We start from the raw sequence: 20,101 nt of genomic DNA on the forward strand, positions 1-20,101 counted from the left end.
GCGGCCGGGCCGCCCCCACCCCGCCGGCGGGGGCGGGGGGGGGCCGCCGCACCCGCGGGTGCGGCGGCCCGCATCGGACACATACGACGATTCCGCGAAAATCGAAAGGAACGGGAAAGATACGCGCAAGGCGTTCGTCTTGTTTGCGCGAAAACCGCGGGATTCCCGCGGTTTTCCGCTGATTTTTAATGGTTCGGATAGCGAAAAACGCCGCCGGTTGCCTATACTCGAATTGACCGGCCTGCGTACGACGGGCCGGACCCACTAGAAACACCCGGCATGGCGCCGGGGTGAGCGCACGCGTGCCGTTTCGGGCCGATATCCCGCAGGGATGGAGCCGCCAGGCAAGCACTGAAGCGCCCACTTCGGCCGACACTGGAGACACGCATGACGACCTATTTCACGATCGGCGACTTCATTCTGTTGATTCCGATGGCGCTGGCCGGAGCGCTATTTCTCGGCGCGGTGCCATGCGCCACGCAATTCCGTCACAACCTGCTGCGCGTGCTCGGCGTCATTCTCGGCGTCGGCGTCGCTGTGTTGCTCGTTGAAGGCCTGCCTGCGCTGATCTAGCGCCATCGGCGCGTGACGTGCGTCGCTGCCCCGCAGCGACGCGACGGACTGCCTGCGCGTGACCGATACGGCACGCGATGTTTCGCATCCCGTATCGACTTTCGATCAGATCGCCTGATCCGTGGAGGGCTTTTCCCACAGATTGATGCCGCCTTCCGTCGCGTAACGATCGATCTCCGTGAGTTCCTCAGCGGAGAATTCGAGGTTCTTCAACGCACCGACGTTCTCGCGCACCTGCTCGGCCCGGCTCGCACCGATCAGCGCGGACGTCACGCGGCCGTTACGCAGCACCCACGCCAGCGCCATCTGTGCAAGGCTCTGGCCGCGCCGTTCGGCGATCGCGTTGAGCTTGCGCACATGCTCGAGGTTGTCCGCGCTCAGGTGATCCTGCTTCAGCGAGCCGCCGCCCGGCTTGTTCACGCGCGCGTCGGCCGGCACGCCGTTCAGGTACTTCGACGTGAGCAAACCCTGCGCGAGCGGCGTGAACGCGATGCTGCCCGCGCCGACGTCGTCGAGCGTGCCGAGCAGATCCTCTTCGATCCAGCGGTTCAGCAGGTTGTACGACGGCTGGTGAATCAGCAGCGGCACCTTGTATTGCGCGAGCAGCGCGGCCATCTCGCGCGTCTTCGCGGCCGAGTACGACGAGATGCCGATGTAGAGCGCCTTGCCCTGCTGCACCGCCGACGCGAGCGCGCCGGCGGTTTCCTCGAGCGGCGTATGTGCGTCGAAACGGTGCGAGTAGAAGATGTCGACGTAGTCGAGCCCCATCCGCTGCAAGCTCTGGTCGAGGCTCGCGAGCACGTATTTGCGCGATCCGCCGCCGCTGCCGTACGGCCCCGGCCACATGTCCCAGCCGGCCTTCGTCGAGATCAGCAGCTCGTCGCGATACGGCCGGAAATCCTCCTTCAGCAGTCGGCCAAAGTTGGTTTCGGCGCTGCCGTACGGCGGCCCGTAGTTGTTCGCGAGGTCGAAGTGGTTGATGCCGAGGTCGAACGCGGTGCGCAGGATCTCGCGCTGCGTCGAGATCGGCGTCGAATCGCCGAAGTTGTGCCACAGACCGAGCGACAGGGCGGGCAGTTGAAGCCCGGATTTGCCGCAGGTGCGGTATTGCATGCCGGCATAACGTTCGGAAGCTGCTTCGTAGGCCATGAGTCTGTTCCGTCAGGACATCGGGGGAAGGGACGCGCGCCGGCCGCGCCCATGGCGCGACGGCGGCGAAGAAGTCATACGACGACCATGGTAGCGAAAGCGGCCGGATCGTGCACGGCGGCACGACGATGGACGCGACCGCGGCGCTCGCCTACACTGCGGCGTCTCGAATCACCGTTTCAGCGAGGTTGGTATGTCCCGGGTCATCTCGGTTGCACTGCTCGTCGGCGGCGTCGTGCTGCTGTATTTCGGCGGCCAGTCGTTCCATTCGATCAACGACAACGTGTCGCGCTTCTTCACCGGCTCGCCGGCGACGAAGACGATCCTGCTGATCGTCGGCGGCGCCGTCGCGTCGTTCGTCGGCCTGATCGGCCTCGCGATGCCGGGCGGCAAGCGCTGATCGCACCGCATCGCGCCGCATGCACGGCTCGCGATTGCATCGAGAGCGGCTCGATCGACTATCCGGCCTACGGCGACCGGCTCATCGTGTCGACATCACGCACGCGAGCCGCGCCAAACGAAACGGGCGGCCAGGCCGCCCGTCGTTTCATTCGCCCGCGATGCGCTGCATCGCCCGAGTATCGCGGCGTCGCCGAATCCGCGCCTAGAACGGCACTTCCGGCTTCGACGCCGAGCGTGTGCCGGGCAGCGGCCGGTTGCTCGCGCCGTGATACGTGTACACGAGCGAGAACTTCACCTGGTCGGAACGGTTCTGCCCGGCCGAATGCAGCGTGTTGCTGTGGAAGAACACGACGTCGCCCGTCTGCAGCGACGGGCACGTGGCCGCGTCGATCATCCTGCGGTTTTCCGGCAGATCGCTGCGGAAGAACTTCGCGTCGTCGAACGCTTCCGGCCCGAATTCGGCCGTATGCGAACCCGGCACCAGCCACAGCGCGCCGTTCTCGTTGGTTTCCGGCCCGAGCGCAAGCCACACCGAGACCATGTCCGGGCGCTCGAACGCCCAGTAGCGGAAATCGCGATGCCAGCCGGTCAGGCTGCCGTACGCCGGGTGCTTCGTCATCATGCAGTTGTGATGCGCGCGCGACAGCACCGGCTCTTCACCGAAATACTCGCGCATCCATGCGCCGATCTCGGGCGCGATCGCGCGCGCGGCGAACGCCGGATCGCGCGAATACGCATCGAGCAGCCGTCGCACCGTATGCCCGCCCGGCGCATGCTTCGACTCGGGCGCGCCCGGATAGCGCAGGTCGGCCTCGAACTCGATCGGCTCGGCGGCCTCCCGCAACTGGCGCTCCGCGATCTGCCTGAGCGCCGCGCACTGCGCTTCGCCGACGAGGCCGCGCGCGACGACGAAGCCGCGCTCGCGCAATTCCGCGACTTGCGCGCGGATCGATTCCGACTGCAATGGAGACGACATGGGATGCCAGACGTTTATTGTGTGAATGTGACGATTGTAAATCGGCGCCGGATACCACGAACAGCGCCATTGTCGTGCGCAGGGGCATGCCAATCGCGGATTTGATCCAGCGCAAGGGAACTGTGCGGCGCGGCGCCTGCCTCAGCGACAGGCGGTATGCGGCACACGCGTTGCGGCACAAGGGTTTATCGCGACTTTTGCGCGTCACGAATCCCCTGTAGCCTGACGCGGCCTGTCAATTCTGGCGGGCGCGGCGCGCAACGGGTTTCGATAAGATCCGTTGCGTCATCCGAGGCCGTTCATACCAGTGCGCTCTGCAGGGCGCCACCCATACAAGCGAAGCATCGTTCACATGCCATTCCGTCTGACTTCCCGTTTCAACCGCGCTGCGAAGCGCGTCGTGCCGTCCGCTCCCGCCCGCTCGCTGCGCCATCACCGCGCCCGCACGCAGGCGCTCGCCAGGCACACGCACGCGCACAGCCGGCTGGACGGCATCCGCGCGTGGTTCCACGCATTCTTCTCGATGATGAGCGCGCAGGCGTTCGCACGCCGCGCCGGCCTGCGTTCGCTGCTGCAGAAGCCGTCGTCGCTGCGCGCGCTCGCGCTGCGCCGCACGCTCGGCCCGCAGCGCCGCATCAACCGCCCGCGCCGCCTCGCGGCCAGCAATGGGTGGTTCGGGTTCAGCGCACGCTGAAACCGCGCCGGCGGGCAGGCCCGCCACGATCGCCGTCATTTCGCCGGCGCTCCACACGCAAAAAAACCCCGGCATGCCGGGGTTTTTCGTTTCAGGCGGACGACGCTTACGCGACGCGTGCCGTCGGCTCCACGCCGGCCGCTTCGGCCAGCACGAGCGCCTTGTCGGTCGCTTCCCACGAGAATTCCGGCTCTTCGCGGCCGAAGTGGCCGTAAGCTGCCGTCTTCTCGTAGATCGGGCGCAGCAGGTCGAGCATCTTGATGATGCCCTTCGGACGCAGATCGAAATGCTCGCGCACGAGCTTCGTGATCACCGCATCCGACACGCGGCCCGTGCCGAACGTGTTGACCATCACCGAGGTCGGCTCGGCCACGCCGATCGCGTACGACACCTGGATCAGCGCGCGCGACGCGAGGCCGGCCGCGACGATGTTCTTCGCGACGTAGCGGCCCGCATACGCAGCCGAACGGTCGACCTTCGACGGATCCTTGCCCGAGAACGCGCCGCCGCCGTGCGGTGCGGCACCGCCGTAGGTATCGACGATGATCTTGCGGCCGGTCAGGCCGCAATCGCCTTGCGGGCCGCCGATCACGAACCGGCCGGTCGGGTTCACGAGGAACTTGATGTCGCCCTTGATCAGGTCGGCCGGCAGCGTCGGCTTGATGATTTCCTCGATCACCGCTTCGCGCAGCGCCGGCAGCTCGATGTCCGGCGCATGCTGCGTCGACAGCACGACGGTGTCGATCGAATCGGGCTTGCCGTCGACGTAGCGGACGGTGACCTGCGACTTCGCGTCCGGACGCAGCCATTGCAGGCGACCGTCGCGGCGCAGGCTGGCCTGGCGCTCGACGAGCCGGTGCGACAGGTAGATCGGCAGCGGCATCAGTTCCGGCGTTTCGTCGCACGCATAGCCGAACATCAGGCCCTGGTCGCCCGCGCCTTGGTCGAGGTTGTCGTCGTGCGCGCGATCGACGCCCTGCGCGATGTCCGGCGACTGCTTGTCGTACGCGACGAGCACCGCGCAACCCTTGTAGTCGATGCCGTAGTCGGTGTTGTCGTAGCCGATGCGCTTGATCGTATCGCGCGCGATCTGGATGTAATCGATGTTGGCCGTCGTGGTGATTTCACCAGCCAGCACGACGAGACCCGTGTTGCACAGCGTTTCGGCCGCAACGCGGGAGTATTTGTCCTGCTCGAGGATGGCGTCGAGAATCGCGTCCGAGATTTGGTCCGCGACCTTGTCCGGATGGCCTTCGGAGACGGATTCGGACGTGAAGAGATAATCGTTTGCCACTTTTTCAGGCTCCTGTGTGGTTACGGTTGGTTTCACGTAGCCAGCTTCGTTGGGCCTGAAGCGGCGACGCTTTAGCGGATTACCAGGACCGGGCAGCGTGTGTCGCGCCAGCCGGCTTCGCCCCGCAAGTTGTCAGTTAACTCGGCGAAGCCCGTATTATAGCGGCTTTCCTGAATTGTCACAGAGCGCCGCCCGTGCTGCATCTTCCGCTGTCTTACCACCCTGTTCGCAACGTGCCGGCCAGCCGGCCCCACGGAGATTCCGCATGCTAGGCCGCCTCGGCACGCACCTCGCCATCGGCTTGCTGAAGCTGCTCGCCCTGCTGCCGTACGGTCTGACCGCACGGTTCGGCGATGGCCTCGGCTGGCTGCTGTATCAGATCCCCAGCCGGCGAAAGCGCATCGTACATACGAATCTGAAACTCTGCTTCCCCGACTGGAGCGACGAACGGCGCGAGGAAGTGGCCGGCCAGCATTTCCGTCATGCGATCCGCAGCTACGTCGAGCGCAGCGTCCAGTGGTTCGGCTCGGAGAAGAAGCTCGCGAAGCTGATCCAGGTCGACAGCGCGGTCGATCTCGACGATCCCGACCTGCCGCCGACGCTGTTCCTCGGCCTGCACTTCGTCGGCATCGAGGCCGGTTCGATCTGGCTGAACCGGTCGCTGCACCGCCGCTGCGGATCGCTTTACCAGCCGTTCTCGAACGCGGTGCTCGAGGAAGAGGCGAAGAAGGCGCGCGGGCGCTTCGACGCCGAGATGGTCGGCCGCGCGGACAGCGCGCGCGTCGTGCTGCGCTGGCTGCGCGACCGCAAGCCGGTGATGCTCGGCGCGGACATGGACTACGGGCTGCGCAACTCGACGTTCGTCCCGTTCTTCGGCGTGCCGGCCTGCACGCTGACGGCCGTCGGCCGGCTCGCGAAGACGGGCCGCGCGCAGGTCGTGCCGTTCATCGGCGAGGTGCTGCCGAACTACAAGGGCTACCGTCTGAAGGTATTCAAGCCGTGGGATCACTACCCGACCGGCGACGACGATCTCGACGCGCGGCGGATGAACGCATTCCTCGAGGAACAGATTCCGCTGATGCCCGAGCAGTACTACTGGGTGCACAAGCGCTTCAAGACGCGCCCGCCCGGCGAGCCGAGCCTGTACTGACCCTGCCGCGACGTTCGCGGGTGCGCCGTCATGCGCGCGCCTGCGCCCTCGCCACCTTCGGCGCACCCTTCGCGCGCGCCTGCCCGAGATCGTAGGCCGACTGCTGCGCGAGCCACAGATCGGCCTTTCCCCCGTTTTCCTCGCCGAGCCACGCCTCGAGCCGCAACGCCATGTCCAGTCGGCCGATCGGCAAATAGCGCCCCTTCCCATCTGCACGACAGACGCGCGGCCCCGCCCGCGCGGGACGCCCCCGTCGGCTGCATGTATCATTTGCGGTTGAGATCAGCACGACGAACGAGGCCGCCCGGCATGGCCGGCGGCCGTCCGTGTCGTGCCGACCGCCTTGTTCGCCATGGAATTCCGGACCCAGTGAAACTCTCGTTCACCAAGATGCACGGCGCGGGCAACGACTTCGTCGTGCTCGACGGTTACTCGCGCGCGCTGCCGCCGCTCACCGACGCGCAGGTGCGCGCGCTCGCCAACCGCCACTTCGGCATCGGCGCCGACCAGTTGCTGCTGGTCGAGAAGCCGACCGTCGACGGCGCGGATTTCAAGTACCGGATCTTCAATTGCGACGGCGGCGAGGTCGAACACTGCGGCAACGGCGCGCGCTGTTTCGTGAAGTTCGTCAGCGACCGCGGCCTGACCGACAAGCGCAGCGTGCGCGTGCAGGTCATGAAGGGCCTGATTACGCTGACGCTGCAGGACAACGGCGAAGTCGTCGTCGACATGGGCGCGCCCGTGTTCGCGCCGGCACAGGTGCCGTTCGATACGGCCGGTCCAGGCGCGACGGGCCTCGACGGCCGCAAGGAAGGCAACGACACGCTGTGGCCGCTCGACGTCGGCGGCGCGACGCGCTGGATCTCGACGGTGTCGATGGGCAACCCGCACGCGGTGCAGGTCGTCGACGATGTCGAGGCGTATCCGGTGCTGGAAGAAGGCCCGCTGATCGAGCGCCATGCGCGCTTCCCGCAGCGCGTGAACGCCGGCTTCATGCAGATCGTGTCGCGCCACGAGGTGAAGCTGCGCGTGTACGAACGCGGCGCGGGCGAGACGCTCGCGTGCGGCACCGGCGCATGCGCGGCGGTCGCGGCCGGCATCCGGCGCGGCCTGCTCGATTCGCCCGTGACCGTGCACACCCACGGCGGCACGCTGACGATCGGCTGGGACGGCGCGCACGACGAAGCCGCCGCGCTGATGATGGCCGGCCCCGCCACGACCGTGTTCGAAGGCGAGATCGACCTGAATGCCTGACCCTGCAACGTCCTTGATAACTGAACGCGCCAGCCACATGAACGATCGCGAAGTCGCCGACTACCTGCTCGCCAATCCCGAATTCTTCGCGCAGCACGCCGAGCTGCTCGCGACGATCCGTCTCGCGAACCCGCACGGCAAGGCCGCGATCTCGCTGCAGGAGCGGCAGATGGAGATGCTGCGCGACAAGAACAAGCATCTCGAGCGCCGGCTCGCCGAACTCGTGCGCTACGGCCACGAGAACGACAGCCTGTCCGCAAAGTTCAGCCGCTGGACCGCGCGCGTGATCGCGGAACGCGATCCGTACGCGCTGCCGCGCACGATCGCCGACGGCATCGCCGACGTGTTCGACGTGCCGCAGACGGCGCTGCGCGTGTGGGACGTCGCCGACACCTACGCGCAAGCCGATTTCGCGCGCCAGGTCGGCGAGGAAGTGCGCCTGTTCGCGAACGGCCTGTCGACGCCGTACTGCGGCGCGAATACGGGCTTCGAGGCCGCCCAGTGGCTCGCCCCGGCGCTCGCCGCCCCGGCCGCGAGCGCGGCGGAAGGCGCCGAAGCCGCGCCGGCCGGCGACGGTGCGGCCGCGTCGGTCGCGCTGCTCGCGCTGCGCGCGCCGCTCGCCGGCAACGACGCGCCCGCGTTCGGCCTGCTGGTCCTCGGCTCGCCCGATCCGCGCCGCTTCCACGACGGGATGGCGACCGACTTCCTCGCGCAGATCGCGACGCTCGCAAGCGCCGCGCTCACGCGCCTGCTGCCGCACTGATCCGCCGCACGCGATGACCGACGATCCGATCGCCGCCTACCTGTCGAACCTGAAGCATGTCAGGCAGTTGTCGGAACACACGCTGCGCGCGTACACGCACGAACTCGACGAACTGAAGAAGCTCGCGGCCGGCCGGCCGCTCGACGCATTGACCGCCGCCGACATGCGCGGCGCGGTCGTGCGCGGGCACGCGGCCGGGTTGTCCGCGCGCTCGATCTCGCACCGGCTTTCCGCATGGCGTGCGTTCTATCGCTGGTTCGCGCAGCGCGTCGAGATGCCCGCGAACCCCGTCGCCGGGGTCCGCGCGCCCAAACGCGAGAAATCGCTGCCCAAGGCGCTGTCGGTCGACGATGCGGTCACGCTCATGGATACGCCGCTGCCCGACACGACCGAAGGCATCCGCGATCACGCGATCCTCGAGCTGTTCTATTCGTCGGGGCTGCGCCTCGCCGAGCTGGTCGGGCTCGACGTCCGGTACACGCAGGCCGACGGCTACCGCTCGGCCGGCTGGCTCGACCTCGCCGAAGCCGAGGTCACCGTGCGCGGCAAGGGCAACAAGGAGCGCAAGGTGCCGGTCGGCCGCAAGGCGATCGACGCGCTGAACGCGTGGCTCGCGGTGCGCGACGAATTCGTGAAGCACGATCCGCATCCGCTGTTCGTGTCGGTGCGCGGCAACCGGATGTCGCCGGGCGTCGTGCGCGAGCGCGTGAAGCGCGCGGCGCTCGCCGCCGGCATTCCCGCCAACGTCCACCCGCACGTGCTGCGCCACTCGTTCGCGACGCACGTGCTGCAGTCGAGCGGCGACCTGCGCGCGGTGCAGGAACTGCTCGGCCACGCGAGCGTCGCGGCGACGCAGATCTATACGTCGCTCGACTTCCAGCATCTCGCGAAGATTTACGACAGCGCGCATCCGCGCGCGAAGAAGCGCGACTGACGCGCGCCCCGTGTTACCCGCCGCGCGCGGCGGCCGGCACCGGCCGGCGTCGCGCGCGGCCCATTTCGATCTCATCATGCAAACCGTCACCCTCAAGCCGTCCAAGGAAAAATCGCTGCTGCGCCGCCATCCGTGGATCTACGCCAATGCGATCGACCGCGTCGACGGCAAACCCGCGCCCGGCGCGACCGTGCTCGTGCGCGCGCACGACGGCCGCTTCCTCGCGCGCGGCGCGTACAGCCCGCAGTCGCAGATCCGCGTGCGGGTGTGGAGCTTCGACGAGCACGAGCCGATCGATCACGCGTTCTTCAAGCGCCGCGTGCAGCGCGCGGTCGCGCACCGCACGACGATGGTGTCGGGCACGGGCGCGGTGCGGCTCGTGTTCGGCGAAGCCGACGGGCTGCCGGGGCTGGTCGTCGACTACTACGTCGCGGATACCGCCGAAGCCGGCGCCGCGCCGCGCGGCCAGCTCGTCTGCCAGTTCATGGCCGCGGGCGTCGAAGCGTGGAAGGACGCGATCGTCGCGGCGCTCACTGGCGCGACCGGCTGCCCGAACGTGTACGAGCGCTCGGACGTGTCGATCCGCGACAAGGAAGGGCTGGAACAGACGACCGGCGTACTGGCGGGCGACGCGCCGCCCGCCACGCTGATCGCGAATGAAAACGGCGTGCGCTATCACGTCGACGTGCCGAACGGCCACAAGACGGGCTTCTACGTCGACCAGCGCGACAACCGCGCGCTCGTCGCGCAGTACGCGGCCGACCGCGACGTGCTGAACTGCTTCTGCTACACGGGCGGCTTCTCGCTCGCGGCGCTCAAGGGCGGCGCGAAACGCGTCGTATCGATCGATTCGTCGGGCGATGCGCTCGCGCTCGCGCAGCAGAACGTCGTCGCCAACGGCTTCGACGCCGAACGCGCGACCTGGCTCGACGCCGATGCGTTCAAGACGCTGCGCCGCCTCGTCGACGAAGGCGAGCGTTTCGACCTGATCGTGCTCGATCCGCCGAAGTTCGCGCCGACCCGCGACAGCGTCGATCGCGCGGCGCGCGCGTACAAGGACATCAACCTGAGCGGCTTCAAGCTGCTGCGTCCGGGCGGCCTGCTGTTCACGTACTCGTGCTCGGGCGCGATCGACATGGACCTGTTCCAGAAGATCGTCGCGGGCGCGGCCGCCGACGCGAAGGTCGACGCGCGCATCCTGAAGCGGCTGGGCGCGGGTGTCGATCACCCGCTGCTCGCGGCCTTCCCGGAAGGCGAATATCTGAAGGGCCTGCTGTTGCAAATCGTCTGATCGCCCCGATCTAGCGCGGACAACCGCGCCCGTCCCATTGGCGGCGCTGCGTTGCCGCCTGTCGTCCGGACGACGGGCGGGAACTTGACAGGTATGTTTCAATTGTTGGTTGTGCGCCCCGGCTCGCAGCGCGAGGGCGCGACGCACATCCTGTTTTGACCCCGATTCACGAACCACAGGCGACCGACATGGCCACTCCCGTCACCATCCTCACCGGCTTCCTCGGCAGCGGCAAGACGACGCTGCTCAAGCGCATCCTGAACGAACAGCACGGCATGAAGATCGCCGTGATCGAGAACGAGTTCGGCGAAGAGAACATCGACAACGAAATCCTCATCCAGGATTCGAACGAGCAGATCATCCAGATGAGCAACGGCTGCATCTGCTGCACGATCCGCGGCGACCTCGCGCGCACGCTCGGCGATCTCGCCGCGAAGAAGCGCGAAGGCAAGCTCGATTTCGACCGCATCGTGATCGAGACGACCGGCCTCGCGAACCCGGGCCCCGTCGCCCAGACGTTCTTCATCGACAGCGAAATCGCCGACGATTTCCTGCTCGACGCGGTCATCACGCTGGTCGACGCGAAGCACGCGAACGCGCAGCTCGACGAACACGAGGTCGTGCAGCGCCAGGTCGGTTTCGCCGATCGCCTGTTCATCACGAAGTCGGACCTCGTCGACGACCAGACTGTCGCGGGCCTCAAGCACCGCCTGATGCACATGAACCCGAAGGCCGCGATCAAGGTCGTGAATTTCGGCGAAGCGGACATCAAGGAAATCTTCGACCTGCGCGGCTTCAACCTGAACGCGAAGCTCGAGATCGATCCCGATTTCCTCGCCGAGGACGATCACGCGCACGCTCACCACGATCACGGCCATGATCACGATCACGCGAATTGCGACCACGATCACGGTCAATGCGCGCACGATCACGACCATGGCCACCATCATCACCACCACCACGCGCACCACGACGACAAGATCAAGTCGTTCGTGTACCGCAACGACCGCCCGTTCGACCCGAACAAGCTGGAAGACTTCCTCGGCGGCATCCTGCAGATCTACGGCGAGCGGATGCTGCGCTACAAGGGCGTGCTGTACATGAAGGGCGTCGACCGCAAGGTCGTGTTCCAGGGCGTGCACCAGATGATGGGCAGCGACCTCGCGGCGAAGTGGCTGCCGGTCGAGAAGAAGACCAACAAGATGGTGTTCATCGGCGTCGACCTGCCGCAGGACCTGATCACCGACGGCCTCGACGCCTGCCTCGCCTGACCCGCGCGGGCGCCCGCCGCGCCCCGCCGCCCGGCCGCCAGCCCGGGCGGTGGCGGCCGCCGCGCGGCGCCTTTTTCGGGCAGGGTTTCGCCGTCATCGCTTTTTCGCGATTTGCGCGTTATATTTTCTAGATATTGGCGCAGCCGACGGGGATCGACCCGATACGGCGCCCGCTTGCGATTCAGTTACAATACGTGCCCGCTGGAGTACGGCAACAAACAGGCCCGGTTCTTGCTGAACCAGTTTTCCGGGCATCGCAACCGCGCCGGATCGCCCATCCGCCTCCCGGCCGCGGCCGATGCGATGTGCCGCGCAGCACACCGGTTCGCAGCGCGCACAACTCCGCGCCAGGCCTATCCTGGTATTTGAGAACCGGTTTCCAGAGGCTTTCGGCCCCGCGGCGGCAAATCGCAAATGAATGCAAACGCGGTTGCGGGTAATCCCAAAGTGCAGGCAATATCTCTCGATTTGCCGCACATTGAAGAAGCAAGCAGATGACGAAGAAACTCTTGACCGAAGCCGAAATCCTGAAGATGAGCGACAAGGATTACATGAATGAGGATCAGCTCGCCTTCTTCAAAAATCGGCTCGAACAGTTGCAGGCGGACATCCTCAAGAATGCAGGCCAGACGACCGAGAACCTGCGCGAGACGGTGATCGTCCCCGATCCCGCCGACCGCGCGACGATCGAGGAAGAGCACGCGCTCGAGCTGCGTACGCGCGACCGCGAACGCAAGCTCCTCAAGAAGGTTCAGCAGTCGCTCGCCCGCATCGATTCCGGCGATTACGGCTGGTGTGAGGAAACCGGCGAGCCGATCGGCATTCCGCGCCTGCTCGCGCGTCCGACCGCCACGCTGTCGCTCGAGGCGCAGGAGCGCCGCGAGCTGCGCCAGAAGCTGTTCGGCGACTGATCGGGCGGCATTCCGCTCAAACACGCTGCTTCCCGAAAGCGCGCGGCCTGCCGCGCGCTTTTTGTTTTTCCGGCACCGCTTCCCGGCCGCCGGCCGATTTGCCTTCCCCTCTTGATATCCCGGCGCCCGCCCTAAAATGAAACGGACGCGCGCCGGGCCGCTCCCCGGCGCACTGCGGATTCACGCGGCGGCGCATCGCGCCGCCCGACTCTTCCCCGTTTTTCTCAAGGAACGCAGATGGAGCAATTTCACGGCACGACCATCGTTTCGGTCCGGCGCGGCGACAAGGTCGCGCTCGGCGGCGACGGCCAGGTAACCCTCGGCAACATCGTCATGAAGGGTGGCGCGCGGAAAGTGCGGCGGATCTACAACAACCAGGTACTGGTCGGATTCGCGGGCGGCACCGCCGATGCGTTCTCGCTGCTCGACCGCTTCGAGGCGAAGCTCGAGAAGCACCAAGGCAACCTGACCCGCGCGGCCGTCGAGCTCGCGAAGGACTGGCGCACCGACCGGATGCTGCGCCGCCTCGAGGCGATGCTGATCACGGCCGATGCGACCACCACGCTCGTGATCACCGGCAATGGCGACGTGCTCGACCCGGAAGGCGGGATCTGCGCGATTGGCTCGGGCGGTGCGTACGCGCAGGCCGCGGCCCGCGCGCTCGCGGAGAACACCGAGCTGTCGCCGCGCGAGATCGTCGAGAAGTCGCTCGGGATCGCCGGCGACATGTGCATCTACACGAACCACAACCGCATCATCGAAACGATCGAGTAAGGACAGCCCCATGAGCACCATGACCCCTGCCGAGATCGTCTCGGAACTCGACAAGCACATCATCGGCCAGGCGAAGGCGAAGAAGGCCGTCGCCGTCGCGCTGCGCAACCGCTGGCGCCGCCAGCAGGTCGCCGAGCCGCTGCGCCAGGAAATCACCCCGAAGAACATTCTGATGATCGGGCCGACGGGCGTCGGCAAGACCGAAATCGCGCGCCGCCTCGCGAAGCTCGCCGACGCGCCGTTCATCAAGATCGAAGCGACCAAGTTCACCGAAGTCGGCTACGTCGGCCGCGATGTCGACAGCATCGTGCGCGACCTGATCGAGATCTCGGTCAAGCAGACGCGCGAATCCGAAATGCGCAAGGTGCGCAGCAAGGCGACCGACCAGGCCGAAGACCGCATCCTCGACATCCTGCTGCCGCAACCGCGCGCGGTCGGCTTCGGCGGCAATGCCGAGCACGCGAACGACGACAACAACGCAACCCGTCAGACGTTCCGCAAGCGCCTGCGCGAAGGCCAGCTCGACGACAAGGAAGTCGAGCTCGACCTCGAGCAGCCGTCGGTCGGCATGGACATCATGGCGCCGCCCGGGATGGAAGAGATGACCGAGCAGATCCGCTCGATGTTCTCGAACCTCGGCAGCGGCAAGAAGCAGCGCCGCAAGGTGAAAATCAAGGAAGCGCTGAAGCTGCTGACCGACGAAGAAGCGGCGAAGATGCTCAACGAAGAGGAAGTGAAGACGAAAGCCGTGCAGAACGTCGAGCAGAACGGCATCGTGTTCCTCGACGAGATCGACAAGATCACGTCGCGCAACAACGAAGGCAGCGGCGGCGAAGTGTCGCGCCAGGGCGTGCAGCGCGACCTGCTGCCGCTCGTCGAAGGCACGACGGTCAACACGAAGTACGGGATGGTGAAGACCGATCACGTCCTGTTCATCGCGAGCGGCGCGTTCCACCTCGCGAAGCCGAGCGACCTGATTCCGGAACTGCAGGGCCGCTTCCCGATCCGCGTCGAACTCGATTCGCTGTCGGTGAACGACTTCGAAGCGATCCTCGTCGCGACCGACGCGAGCCTCGTCAAGCAGTACCAGGCGCTGCTCGCGACCGAAGAGGTACAGCTCGAATTCGCCGACGACGGTATCCGGCGCCTCGCCGAGATCGCGTTCGCGGTCAACGAGAAAACCGAGAACATCGGCGCGCGCCGGCTGTACACGGTGATCGAGAAACTGCTCGAGGAAGTGTCGTTCTCGGCGGGCAACCACGCCGGCGAGCGCGTGACGATCGACGCGAAGTATGTCGACCGCGCACTCGGCGAAGTGTCGCAGGACGAAGACCTGTCGCGCTACGTGCTGTAACGCGCACGGCGCCGGATGAGAGACGGGCGGCCCGGCGGGCCGCCCGTTTTCGTTGGTGCGCCGCTTACTGGCGCACCGGCTTCTTCGCGAGCTTGCGCTGCAGCGTGCGGCGGTGCATGTTCAGCGCACGCGCGGTCGCCGAAATGTTGTTGTTGTTCTCGGCCAGCACGCGCTGGATGTGCTCCCATTCAAGCCGGTCCACCGACAGCACGACCGGGTTCTCCAGCGCTTCGTCGGCCTGCACTTCGGTCGCGTTGGTCTGCAGCGCGGCCAGGATCGACTCGACGTTCGCCGGCTTCGCGAGGTAGTTGTCGGCACCTTCCTTCACGGCCTGCACGGCGGTCGCGATGCTCGCATAGCCGGTCAGCACGAGAATGCGCGCGTCGGGCTGCAGGTCGCACAACGGCGCGATCAGGCTCAGTCCCGAATCCTCGCCGAGATGCAGGTCGACGGTGATGAACTGGAACTTGCCGCCCGCGGCGAGCCGCAGCGCCGCCTCCTTGTCATGCGCCTGCTGGACAGCGTAACCGCGGCGCTCGAGGCCGCGCGCGAGCGTGCCCGCGAACACCTCGTTGTCGTCGATCACCAGGAAATTGTTCTCACTCATGTGGTTTCTCCGTCTACGTGTTGGTTGAGGCCGCCGGCAGCGCGACGCGCACGACCGGCAGGCGCAGCACGGCCCGCGTGCCGCGCCCGGCCGGCGCGCCAGCCGGGCGGCCGTCCGGCGTGCCGGCTGGCCGGTCGGCTGCATGTGCGCCCGTGCGCGAGCCCGCGCGTTGTCCCGATGCGGCCGCCGCGTGGCCATTCGCCGCACCGCCGGCCCGCCCGTTGCCGGCCGCCGCGCGCGGCGTGACGTCGGACAGTTCGATCTCGCCGCCCAGCCGCGCGGCCGCGCTAAACGCCAGATACAGGCCGACGCCGTGCCCGCCCTGCGTACTGTCGACCGGCATCGCGCCGAGCGATTCGCGCAGCGCGGCCGGAATACCGGGCCCGTCGTCGCATACCTCGAATTCGATTTCGTCGGCCGTGCCGCCATGCGCGACCTTCGCAGCGAGCGTCACGCGCTGCGGGCTCGCGCGCGCGGCGTTGTCGAGCAGGATCGTCAGGATCTGGCCGGCCGCGACCGTATCGTCGAGCGCGACGCCCGCCGGGCGCGCGCCGAGCAGTTCGAACTGCACGTGCGGATGCCGCAGACGCCAGTGCTCGACGAACGTGTCGAGCCAGTCGTCCACCGGCTGGCGGCTCGCCGGCGCGCTCGCGCGGCTGCGCAGGCGCGCGAGCGCCGACGTGCACAGCGACATCTGTTCCTCGAGCACCTTCAGGTCGGCCTCGTAGCGTGCGAGCCCCGGATCGGCGCGCGCCGCGTCGCGCAACTCCTCGGCGAGCATCGCGATCGTCGACAGCGGCGTGCCCATTTCATGCGCGACGGTGGCGGCCTGCACGCCGAGCGCGACGGCCCGCTCGTCGCGCAGCAGATGCTGCTGCGCCTCGCCGAGCGCCGCGTCGCGCTGGCGCAGCGCGTTCGACATGCGCGCGACGAACCACGCGATCAGCCCGACGCTGACCATGAAGTTCGCCCACATGCCGGTACGGTAGTAATCGAACAGGTTCGCCGGGTTGTCCATGTTGAGCGGCACCGAGTCGAAGCCGAGCGCCGCGTAGCAGGCGACCGCGAACGCCGCGAGCCAGATCATCAGGTGCCACGGCAGCACCGCCGCCGCGATCGCGAGCGACGGCAGGTACAGCGACACGAACGGGTTGGTCGTCCCGCCCGACAGGAACAGCAGCGCGGACAGCGCACCGAGGTCGACCCACAGCTGGCCGAGCAGCTCGAAATTGGTCTCGGGCCGCGCGCGCAGCACGCGCACCCAGGTCAGCGCGTTGAAAACGATTTCGAGCGCGATGACCATCAGCATCGCCGGCAACGGCAGATGCACGCCAAAATAGGTCTGCACGACGCCGATCGTCACGAGCTGGCCGATGATCGCAAGATTGCGCAGCCAGAACAGGTGACTGAGGTTGACGCGCCCGGTGGTGGTGATTCGTTGCATCCGGGCAGTTTACCCGTTTAGCGCCCGGCGCCTCTAGCGGGGCCGGATCGATGCGCACGAACGGGCGCGGCGCGGCGCCGTCAACCGGCCGCGCCGGCCATGCGCTGTGCGATCTCGTCGGCCAGGCACTCGGGGCATCGGCACCGCGCGCCGGCCGCGGGCGGCGTGCCGCCGGGCGGCACCGGCATCGCCGCGCACCAGCAGTCGAACGGCTGCGTATGCGCGCCGCAGTCGAAGCCGCGCCCGCAGTGCGGGCAGCGCGCACGGCGCGGGGCGGAACGGGCGTCGGCGGCGGAATCGGTCATGGCGCAATCGCGGAAGCGGGCGGGACATCGCCCCACGCGACAAGCATAGCGCGGCGGCTGGATTTTGCACGCCGGTCGCCTGACCGAACGCCATCGGAAACGCACGTTGGCCAGCCCGCCGGCACCGCCCGCGCGGCGCCGCCCGAATCGCGCCGCGCCATAGCCGGCGGGCCGCCGCGCGCTGTACCCGCCTCGCGCCGCCGGTGTTCCGGCCGGCCCAAAAACCCGATGCTGCGCTGCGCCACTCCTGTACAATTCGGCCTGTTTCAACCGTTCCCAGCCAGAGCCGCCGCCATGTCCGAGCCCATCGACCTCTCGCAGATCGCCCCCACGCTGAAGGCAGAAATCCTCGCCGAGGCGCTGCCGTACATCCGCCGTTACCACGGCAAGACCGTGGTCATCAAATACGGCGGCAACGCGATGACGGAAGAGCGGCTCAAGCAAGGCTTCGCGCGCGACGTGATCCTGCTGAAACTGGTCGGCATCAACCCGGTGATCGTCCACGGCGGCGGTCCGCAGATCGATCACGCACTGAAGAAGATCGGCAAGGCCGGCACCTTCATCCAGGGCATGCGCGTCACCGACGAAGAGACGATGGAAGTCGTCGAATGGGTGCTCGGCGGCGAAGTGCAGCAGGACATCGTGATGCTGATCAACCACTTCGGCGGCCACGCGGTGGGCCTGACGGGCAAGGACGGCGGCCTGATCCACGCACGCAAGCTGCTGATGCCGGACCGCGACAACCCGGGCCAGTACATCGACATCGGCCAGGTCGGCGAAGTCGAGGCGATCAACCCGGCGGTCGTGAAGGCGCTGCAGGACGACGCGTTCATCCCGGTGATCTCGCCGATCGGTTTCGGCGAGGATGGCCTGTCGTACAACATCAATGCCGACCTCGTCGCAGGCAAGCTCGCCACGGTGCTCAACGCCGAGAAGCTGCTGATGATGACCAACATCCCCGGCGTGATGGACAAGGACGGCAACCTGCTGACCGATCTCTCCGCACGCGAGATCGACGCGCTGTTCGAAGACGGCACGATCTCGGGCGGCATGCTGCCGAAGATCTCGTCGGCGCTCGACGCGGCGAAGAGCGGCGTGAAGTCGGTGCACATCGTCGACGGCCGGATCGAGCACTCGGTGCTGCTGGAAATCCTGACCGAGCAGCCGTTCGGCACGATGATCCGCTCGCATTGAGCGCGCGCCGCCCGCCTGCCAGCCCCGACCTGCCGGCGTCGTTGCGACGCCGGCGCATTTCGCGCAGCCGGCCGCGTGCCGGCGCGCCCGTCTGGCTGTTCGATCTCGATAACACGCTGCACCACGCATCGCACGCGATCTTTCCCGAGATCAACCGTGCGATGACGCAATACATCATCGACGCGCTGCAGGTCGAGCGCGCCGAAGCTGATCGCCTGCGCAACGGCTATACCGAGCGCTACGGCGCCGCGCTGCTCGGCCTCACGCGCCATCACCCGATCGATCCGCACGACTTCCTGCGCGTGGTCCACACGTTTTCCGACTTGCCTGCAATGGTGCGCGCAGAGCGTGGTCTCGCGCACATCATCGCCGCGCTGCCGGGCCGCAAGTTCGTGCTGACCAACGCGCCCGCGAACTACGCACGCGCGGTGCTGCGGGAGCTGCGCATCGAGCGGCTGTTCGAGCGCGTGATCGCGATCGAGCACATGCGTGATCGCCGCACGTGGCGCGCGAAGCCCGATCGTGCGATGCTGCGCAGGACTTTGCGCGCCGTGCATGCACGGCTCACGGATGCGATCCTCGTCGAAGACACCCGCAGCCACCTGAAGCGCTACAAGCGCCTCGGCATCGGCACCGTATGGATCACCGGCCACCTGCCGGGCCATCTGCCGAACGTCGGCCGACCGCATTATGTCGACCAGCGCATTCGTTCGTTAAAATCGCTGCGACTGGGCACACGATCGGGGCGACAGAAATGCAGCCGACTTACCCGCAGGACCAAGCCGTAACGGAAGACCAGGCCACGCCGTCCCGCCCGCGCCCGAAGCCGGGCGAGCGGCGCGTGATGATCCTGCAGACGCTCGCCGCGATGCTCGAGGCGCCGAAGCCCGAGAAAATCACGACCGCCGCGCTCGCGGCCCGGCTCGCCGTGTCGGAAGCCGCGCTCTACCGGCATTTCGCCAGCAAGGCGAAGATGTACGAAGGGCTGATCGAGTTCATCGAGCAGGCGCTGTTCGGGCTCGTCAACCAGATCGTCGCGAAGGAGCCGAACGGCGTGCTGCAGGCACGCACGATCGCACTGACGATGCTCAATTTCGCCGCGAAGAACCCGGGGATGACGCGCGTGCTGACCGGCGAGGCGCTGGTCGGCGAGGACGAGCGGCTCACCGAGCGCGTGAACCAGTTGCTCGACCGGATCGAGGCGACCGTCAAGCAATGCCTTCGGGTCGCGCGCACGGAGGCGAATGCGCCGCAGGACGGCGCGACGCCGTTCGTGCTGCCTGCCGACTACGATCCCGCCGCGCGGGCGAGCCTGCTCGTCAGCTACGTGATCGGCCGCTGGCATCGGTTCGCGAAAGGCGGGTTCCAGAAGTCGCCGAGCGAGCAGGCCGATGCGCATTTGCGGCTGATTCTGCAGTAACGCATGAGACGGCGACGTGCGCGCCGTCGAGCGTCGCACTCGCGTGGCGACATCATCGATGCGCGAGCGCCGATTCCGCGCTCGCCGTGGCACACGGCATGACCTCACCCGTCCCGCACCTGCGGTGCTGACGGACTGATTCGATCCAGGGTTCGAATCCTTCGCACGCCCTTATCGATTAGTCATCCTCATCAAATACCCACCTGAACGGACGGGCCGTCGACGCGCGCTTCATCCGTCAAACGACCTCTCGATCCTTGCGGCGCTCCCGCAACGTCGACGTCTCGGCACGTGTGTGCGGCGTACGAGCCACGGGCCTCTGACGATTCTTAAAAGAAATT

Annotated in this window: 21 protein-coding genes and 1 pseudogene; 15 read left to right on the forward strand and 7 right to left on the reverse strand. The window is 67.1% G+C overall.

Annotated elements, in window-relative coordinates; all coding sequences use genetic code 11:
* The first annotated feature begins 387 nt into the window (after positions 1 to 387).
* Entirely contained in the window at positions 388 to 573 is a 186-nt protein-coding gene (locus J8I35_RS25245) for a hypothetical protein (protein ID WP_006482800.1), read from the forward strand.
* A gap of 105 nt (positions 574 to 678) precedes the next feature.
* Here the strand turns inward: J8I35_RS25245 and mgrA are convergent, their stop codons facing one another.
* A complete protein-coding gene (gene mgrA, locus J8I35_RS25250; protein WP_050017943.1) occupies positions 679 to 1,722 on the reverse strand; it encodes an L-glyceraldehyde 3-phosphate reductase in 1,044 nt (347 codons plus the stop codon).
* Positions 1,723 to 1,915: 193 nt separating this feature from the next.
* On the opposite strand from mgrA, the gene J8I35_RS25255 reads away from it, so the two are divergent.
* Positions 1,916 to 2,122: a DUF3185 family protein gene (locus J8I35_RS25255; RefSeq protein WP_006477510.1), complete on the forward strand. Its 207-nt coding sequence runs from the start codon at positions 1,916 to 1,918 to the stop codon at positions 2,120 to 2,122.
* A gap of 204 nt (positions 2,123 to 2,326) precedes the next feature.
* Here J8I35_RS25255 and J8I35_RS25260 read toward each other — a convergent pair whose 3' ends face one another.
* The gene (locus J8I35_RS25260) at positions 2,327 to 3,100 is read right to left on the reverse strand and encodes a phytanoyl-CoA dioxygenase family protein (RefSeq protein WP_050017942.1); all 774 of its coding nucleotides are present in this window, start codon (positions 3,098 to 3,100) and stop codon (positions 2,327 to 2,329) included.
* A 352-nt stretch (positions 3,101 to 3,452) separates the two neighbouring features.
* Here J8I35_RS25260 and J8I35_RS25265 point away from each other — a divergent pair, with 352 nt between their 5' ends.
* Positions 3,453 to 3,794, forward strand: coding sequence for a hypothetical protein (locus J8I35_RS25265; protein WP_006753005.1), 342 nt, complete (start codon positions 3,453 to 3,455; stop codon positions 3,792 to 3,794).
* Between the two features lie 106 nt (positions 3,795 to 3,900).
* On the opposite strand, the gene metK is transcribed toward J8I35_RS25265, so the two are convergent.
* Complete coding sequence (metK, locus tag J8I35_RS25270) at positions 3,901 to 5,088, reverse strand: methionine adenosyltransferase (protein WP_050017940.1); 1,188 nt, start codon at positions 5,086 to 5,088, stop codon at positions 3,901 to 3,903.
* Between the two features lie 265 nt (positions 5,089 to 5,353).
* Here metK and lpxL point away from each other — a divergent pair, with 265 nt between their 5' ends.
* Positions 5,354 to 6,238: a lauroyl acyltransferase LpxL gene (lpxL, locus tag J8I35_RS25275; protein WP_089488908.1), complete on the forward strand. Its 885-nt coding sequence runs from the start codon at positions 5,354 to 5,356 to the stop codon at positions 6,236 to 6,238.
* Between the two features lie 28 nt (positions 6,239 to 6,266).
* Here the strand turns inward: lpxL and J8I35_RS25280 are convergent.
* Positions 6,267 to 6,413 (reverse strand): annotated as a pseudogene (locus J8I35_RS25280) (addiction module antidote protein, HigA family); the annotation flags it as partial.
* Between the two features lie 194 nt (positions 6,414 to 6,607).
* On the opposite strand from J8I35_RS25280, the gene dapF reads away from it, so the two are divergent.
* The 8 genes from dapF to hslU all read left to right on the forward strand — a co-directional run bounded on the left by dapF (position 6,608) and on the right by hslU (position 14,790).
* Positions 6,608 to 7,492 (forward strand): diaminopimelate epimerase, encoded by an 885-nt coding sequence (gene dapF / locus J8I35_RS25285; RefSeq protein WP_209927530.1) that lies wholly within the window; start codon positions 6,608 to 6,610, stop codon positions 7,490 to 7,492.
* A gap of 37 nt (positions 7,493 to 7,529) precedes the next feature.
* The gene (locus J8I35_RS25290; RefSeq protein ID WP_050017936.1) at positions 7,530 to 8,255 is read left to right on the forward strand and encodes a DUF484 family protein; all 726 of its coding nucleotides are present in this window, start codon (positions 7,530 to 7,532) and stop codon (positions 8,253 to 8,255) included.
* 13 nt (positions 8,256 to 8,268) lie between these two features.
* Positions 8,269 to 9,189, forward strand: coding sequence for a tyrosine recombinase XerC (gene xerC, locus J8I35_RS25295; protein WP_089488909.1), 921 nt, complete (start codon positions 8,269 to 8,271; stop codon positions 9,187 to 9,189).
* Between the two features lie 76 nt (positions 9,190 to 9,265).
* Positions 9,266 to 10,480, forward strand: a complete 1,215-nt coding sequence (locus J8I35_RS25300) for a class I SAM-dependent rRNA methyltransferase (RefSeq protein ID WP_050017945.1) — start codon at positions 9,266 to 9,268, stop codon at positions 10,478 to 10,480.
* Between the two features lie 188 nt (positions 10,481 to 10,668).
* The gene (locus J8I35_RS25305; protein ID WP_176016704.1) at positions 10,669 to 11,751 is read left to right on the forward strand and encodes a GTP-binding protein; all 1,083 of its coding nucleotides are present in this window, start codon (positions 10,669 to 10,671) and stop codon (positions 11,749 to 11,751) included.
* Between the two features lie 494 nt (positions 11,752 to 12,245).
* On the forward strand, positions 12,246 to 12,662 hold the full coding sequence (dksA, locus tag J8I35_RS25310) for an RNA polymerase-binding protein DksA (protein ID WP_006477498.1): 417 nt from the start codon (positions 12,246 to 12,248) through the stop codon (positions 12,660 to 12,662).
* A gap of 237 nt (positions 12,663 to 12,899) precedes the next feature.
* Complete coding sequence (gene hslV / locus J8I35_RS25315; RefSeq protein ID WP_006755256.1) at positions 12,900 to 13,436, forward strand: ATP-dependent protease subunit HslV; 537 nt, start codon at positions 12,900 to 12,902, stop codon at positions 13,434 to 13,436.
* Between the two features lie 10 nt (positions 13,437 to 13,446).
* Positions 13,447 to 14,790 (forward strand): ATP-dependent protease ATPase subunit HslU, encoded by a 1,344-nt coding sequence (hslU, locus tag J8I35_RS25320; protein WP_209927532.1) that lies wholly within the window; start codon positions 13,447 to 13,449, stop codon positions 14,788 to 14,790.
* Between the two features lie 64 nt (positions 14,791 to 14,854).
* Here hslU and J8I35_RS25325 read toward each other — a convergent pair whose 3' ends face one another.
* The 3 genes from J8I35_RS25325 to J8I35_RS25335 form a co-directional block, all read right to left on the reverse strand.
* Positions 14,855 to 15,397, reverse strand: a complete 543-nt coding sequence (locus J8I35_RS25325; RefSeq protein ID WP_021156278.1) for a response regulator transcription factor — start codon at positions 15,395 to 15,397, stop codon at positions 14,855 to 14,857.
* Between the two features lie 13 nt (positions 15,398 to 15,410).
* Positions 15,411 to 16,841 (reverse strand): ATP-binding protein, encoded by a 1,431-nt coding sequence (locus tag J8I35_RS25330; RefSeq protein ID WP_209927534.1) that lies wholly within the window; start codon positions 16,839 to 16,841, stop codon positions 15,411 to 15,413.
* A gap of 80 nt (positions 16,842 to 16,921) precedes the next feature.
* On the reverse strand, positions 16,922 to 17,146 hold the full coding sequence (locus J8I35_RS25335) for a cysteine-rich CWC family protein (protein WP_011546466.1): 225 nt from the start codon (positions 17,144 to 17,146) through the stop codon (positions 16,922 to 16,924).
* Positions 17,147 to 17,440: 294 nt separating this feature from the next.
* Between J8I35_RS25335 and argB the strand changes: the two genes are divergently transcribed.
* Genes argB through slmA form a run of 3 tightly spaced genes read left to right on the forward strand, consistent with a single transcriptional unit; the run spans position 17,441 to position 19,760 of the window.
* Positions 17,441 to 18,340 (forward strand): acetylglutamate kinase, encoded by a 900-nt coding sequence (gene argB / locus J8I35_RS25340; protein WP_006490510.1) that lies wholly within the window; start codon positions 17,441 to 17,443, stop codon positions 18,338 to 18,340.
* Positions 18,337 to 19,128 carry a pyrimidine 5'-nucleotidase gene (locus tag J8I35_RS25345; RefSeq protein ID WP_209927536.1) on the forward strand — a complete coding sequence of 264 codons (792 nt, stop codon included), beginning with the start codon at positions 18,337 to 18,339 and terminating at the stop codon, positions 19,126 to 19,128. Before argB ends, J8I35_RS25345 begins: the two co-directional genes overlap by 4 nt.
* A complete protein-coding gene (slmA, locus tag J8I35_RS25350; RefSeq protein ID WP_209927538.1) occupies positions 19,095 to 19,760 on the forward strand; it encodes a nucleoid occlusion factor SlmA in 666 nt (221 codons plus the stop codon). The genes J8I35_RS25345 and slmA overlap by 34 nt, the downstream gene beginning before the upstream one ends.
* The last annotated feature ends 341 nt before the right edge of the window (positions 19,761 to 20,101 follow it).

Source organism: Burkholderia sp. CpTa8-5 (assembly GCF_017815045.1).
In the GTDB taxonomy this organism is placed as follows: Bacteria; Pseudomonadota; Gammaproteobacteria; order Burkholderiales; family Burkholderiaceae; genus Burkholderia; species Burkholderia sola.

Excerpts from the sequence above, each read along its gene's own strand:
- J8I35_RS25245 (WP_006482800.1), top strand. The coding sequence starts at position 388 with ATGACGACCTATTTCACGATCGGCGACTTCATTCTGTTGATTCCGATG.
- mgrA (WP_050017943.1), bottom strand. The coding sequence starts at position 1,722 with ATGGCCTACGAAGCAGCTTCCGAACGTTATGCCGGCATGCAATACCGC.
- J8I35_RS25255 (WP_006477510.1), top strand. The coding sequence starts at position 1,916 with ATGTCCCGGGTCATCTCGGTTGCACTGCTCGTCGGCGGCGTCGTGCTG.
- J8I35_RS25260 (WP_050017942.1), bottom strand. The coding sequence starts at position 3,100 with ATGTCGTCTCCATTGCAGTCGGAATCGATCCGCGCGCAAGTCGCGGAA.
- J8I35_RS25265 (WP_006753005.1), top strand. The coding sequence starts at position 3,453 with ATGCCATTCCGTCTGACTTCCCGTTTCAACCGCGCTGCGAAGCGCGTC.
- lpxL (WP_089488908.1), top strand. The coding sequence starts at position 5,354 with ATGCTAGGCCGCCTCGGCACGCACCTCGCCATCGGCTTGCTGAAGCTG.
- J8I35_RS25290 (WP_050017936.1), top strand. The coding sequence starts at position 7,530 with ATGAACGATCGCGAAGTCGCCGACTACCTGCTCGCCAATCCCGAATTC.
- xerC (WP_089488909.1), top strand. The coding sequence starts at position 8,269 with ATGACCGACGATCCGATCGCCGCCTACCTGTCGAACCTGAAGCATGTC.
- J8I35_RS25300 (WP_050017945.1), top strand. The coding sequence starts at position 9,266 with ATGCAAACCGTCACCCTCAAGCCGTCCAAGGAAAAATCGCTGCTGCGC.
- J8I35_RS25305 (WP_176016704.1), top strand. The coding sequence starts at position 10,669 with ATGGCCACTCCCGTCACCATCCTCACCGGCTTCCTCGGCAGCGGCAAG.
- dksA (WP_006477498.1), top strand. The coding sequence starts at position 12,246 with ATGACGAAGAAACTCTTGACCGAAGCCGAAATCCTGAAGATGAGCGAC.
- hslV (WP_006755256.1), top strand. The coding sequence starts at position 12,900 with ATGGAGCAATTTCACGGCACGACCATCGTTTCGGTCCGGCGCGGCGAC.
- hslU (WP_209927532.1), top strand. The coding sequence starts at position 13,447 with ATGAGCACCATGACCCCTGCCGAGATCGTCTCGGAACTCGACAAGCAC.
- J8I35_RS25325 (WP_021156278.1), bottom strand. The coding sequence starts at position 15,397 with ATGAGTGAGAACAATTTCCTGGTGATCGACGACAACGAGGTGTTCGCG.
- J8I35_RS25330 (WP_209927534.1), bottom strand. The coding sequence starts at position 16,841 with ATGCAACGAATCACCACCACCGGGCGCGTCAACCTCAGTCACCTGTTC.
- J8I35_RS25335 (WP_011546466.1), bottom strand. The coding sequence starts at position 17,146 with ATGACCGATTCCGCCGCCGACGCCCGTTCCGCCCCGCGCCGTGCGCGC.
- argB (WP_006490510.1), top strand. The coding sequence starts at position 17,441 with ATGTCCGAGCCCATCGACCTCTCGCAGATCGCCCCCACGCTGAAGGCA.
- slmA (WP_209927538.1), top strand. The coding sequence starts at position 19,095 with ATGCAGCCGACTTACCCGCAGGACCAAGCCGTAACGGAAGACCAGGCC.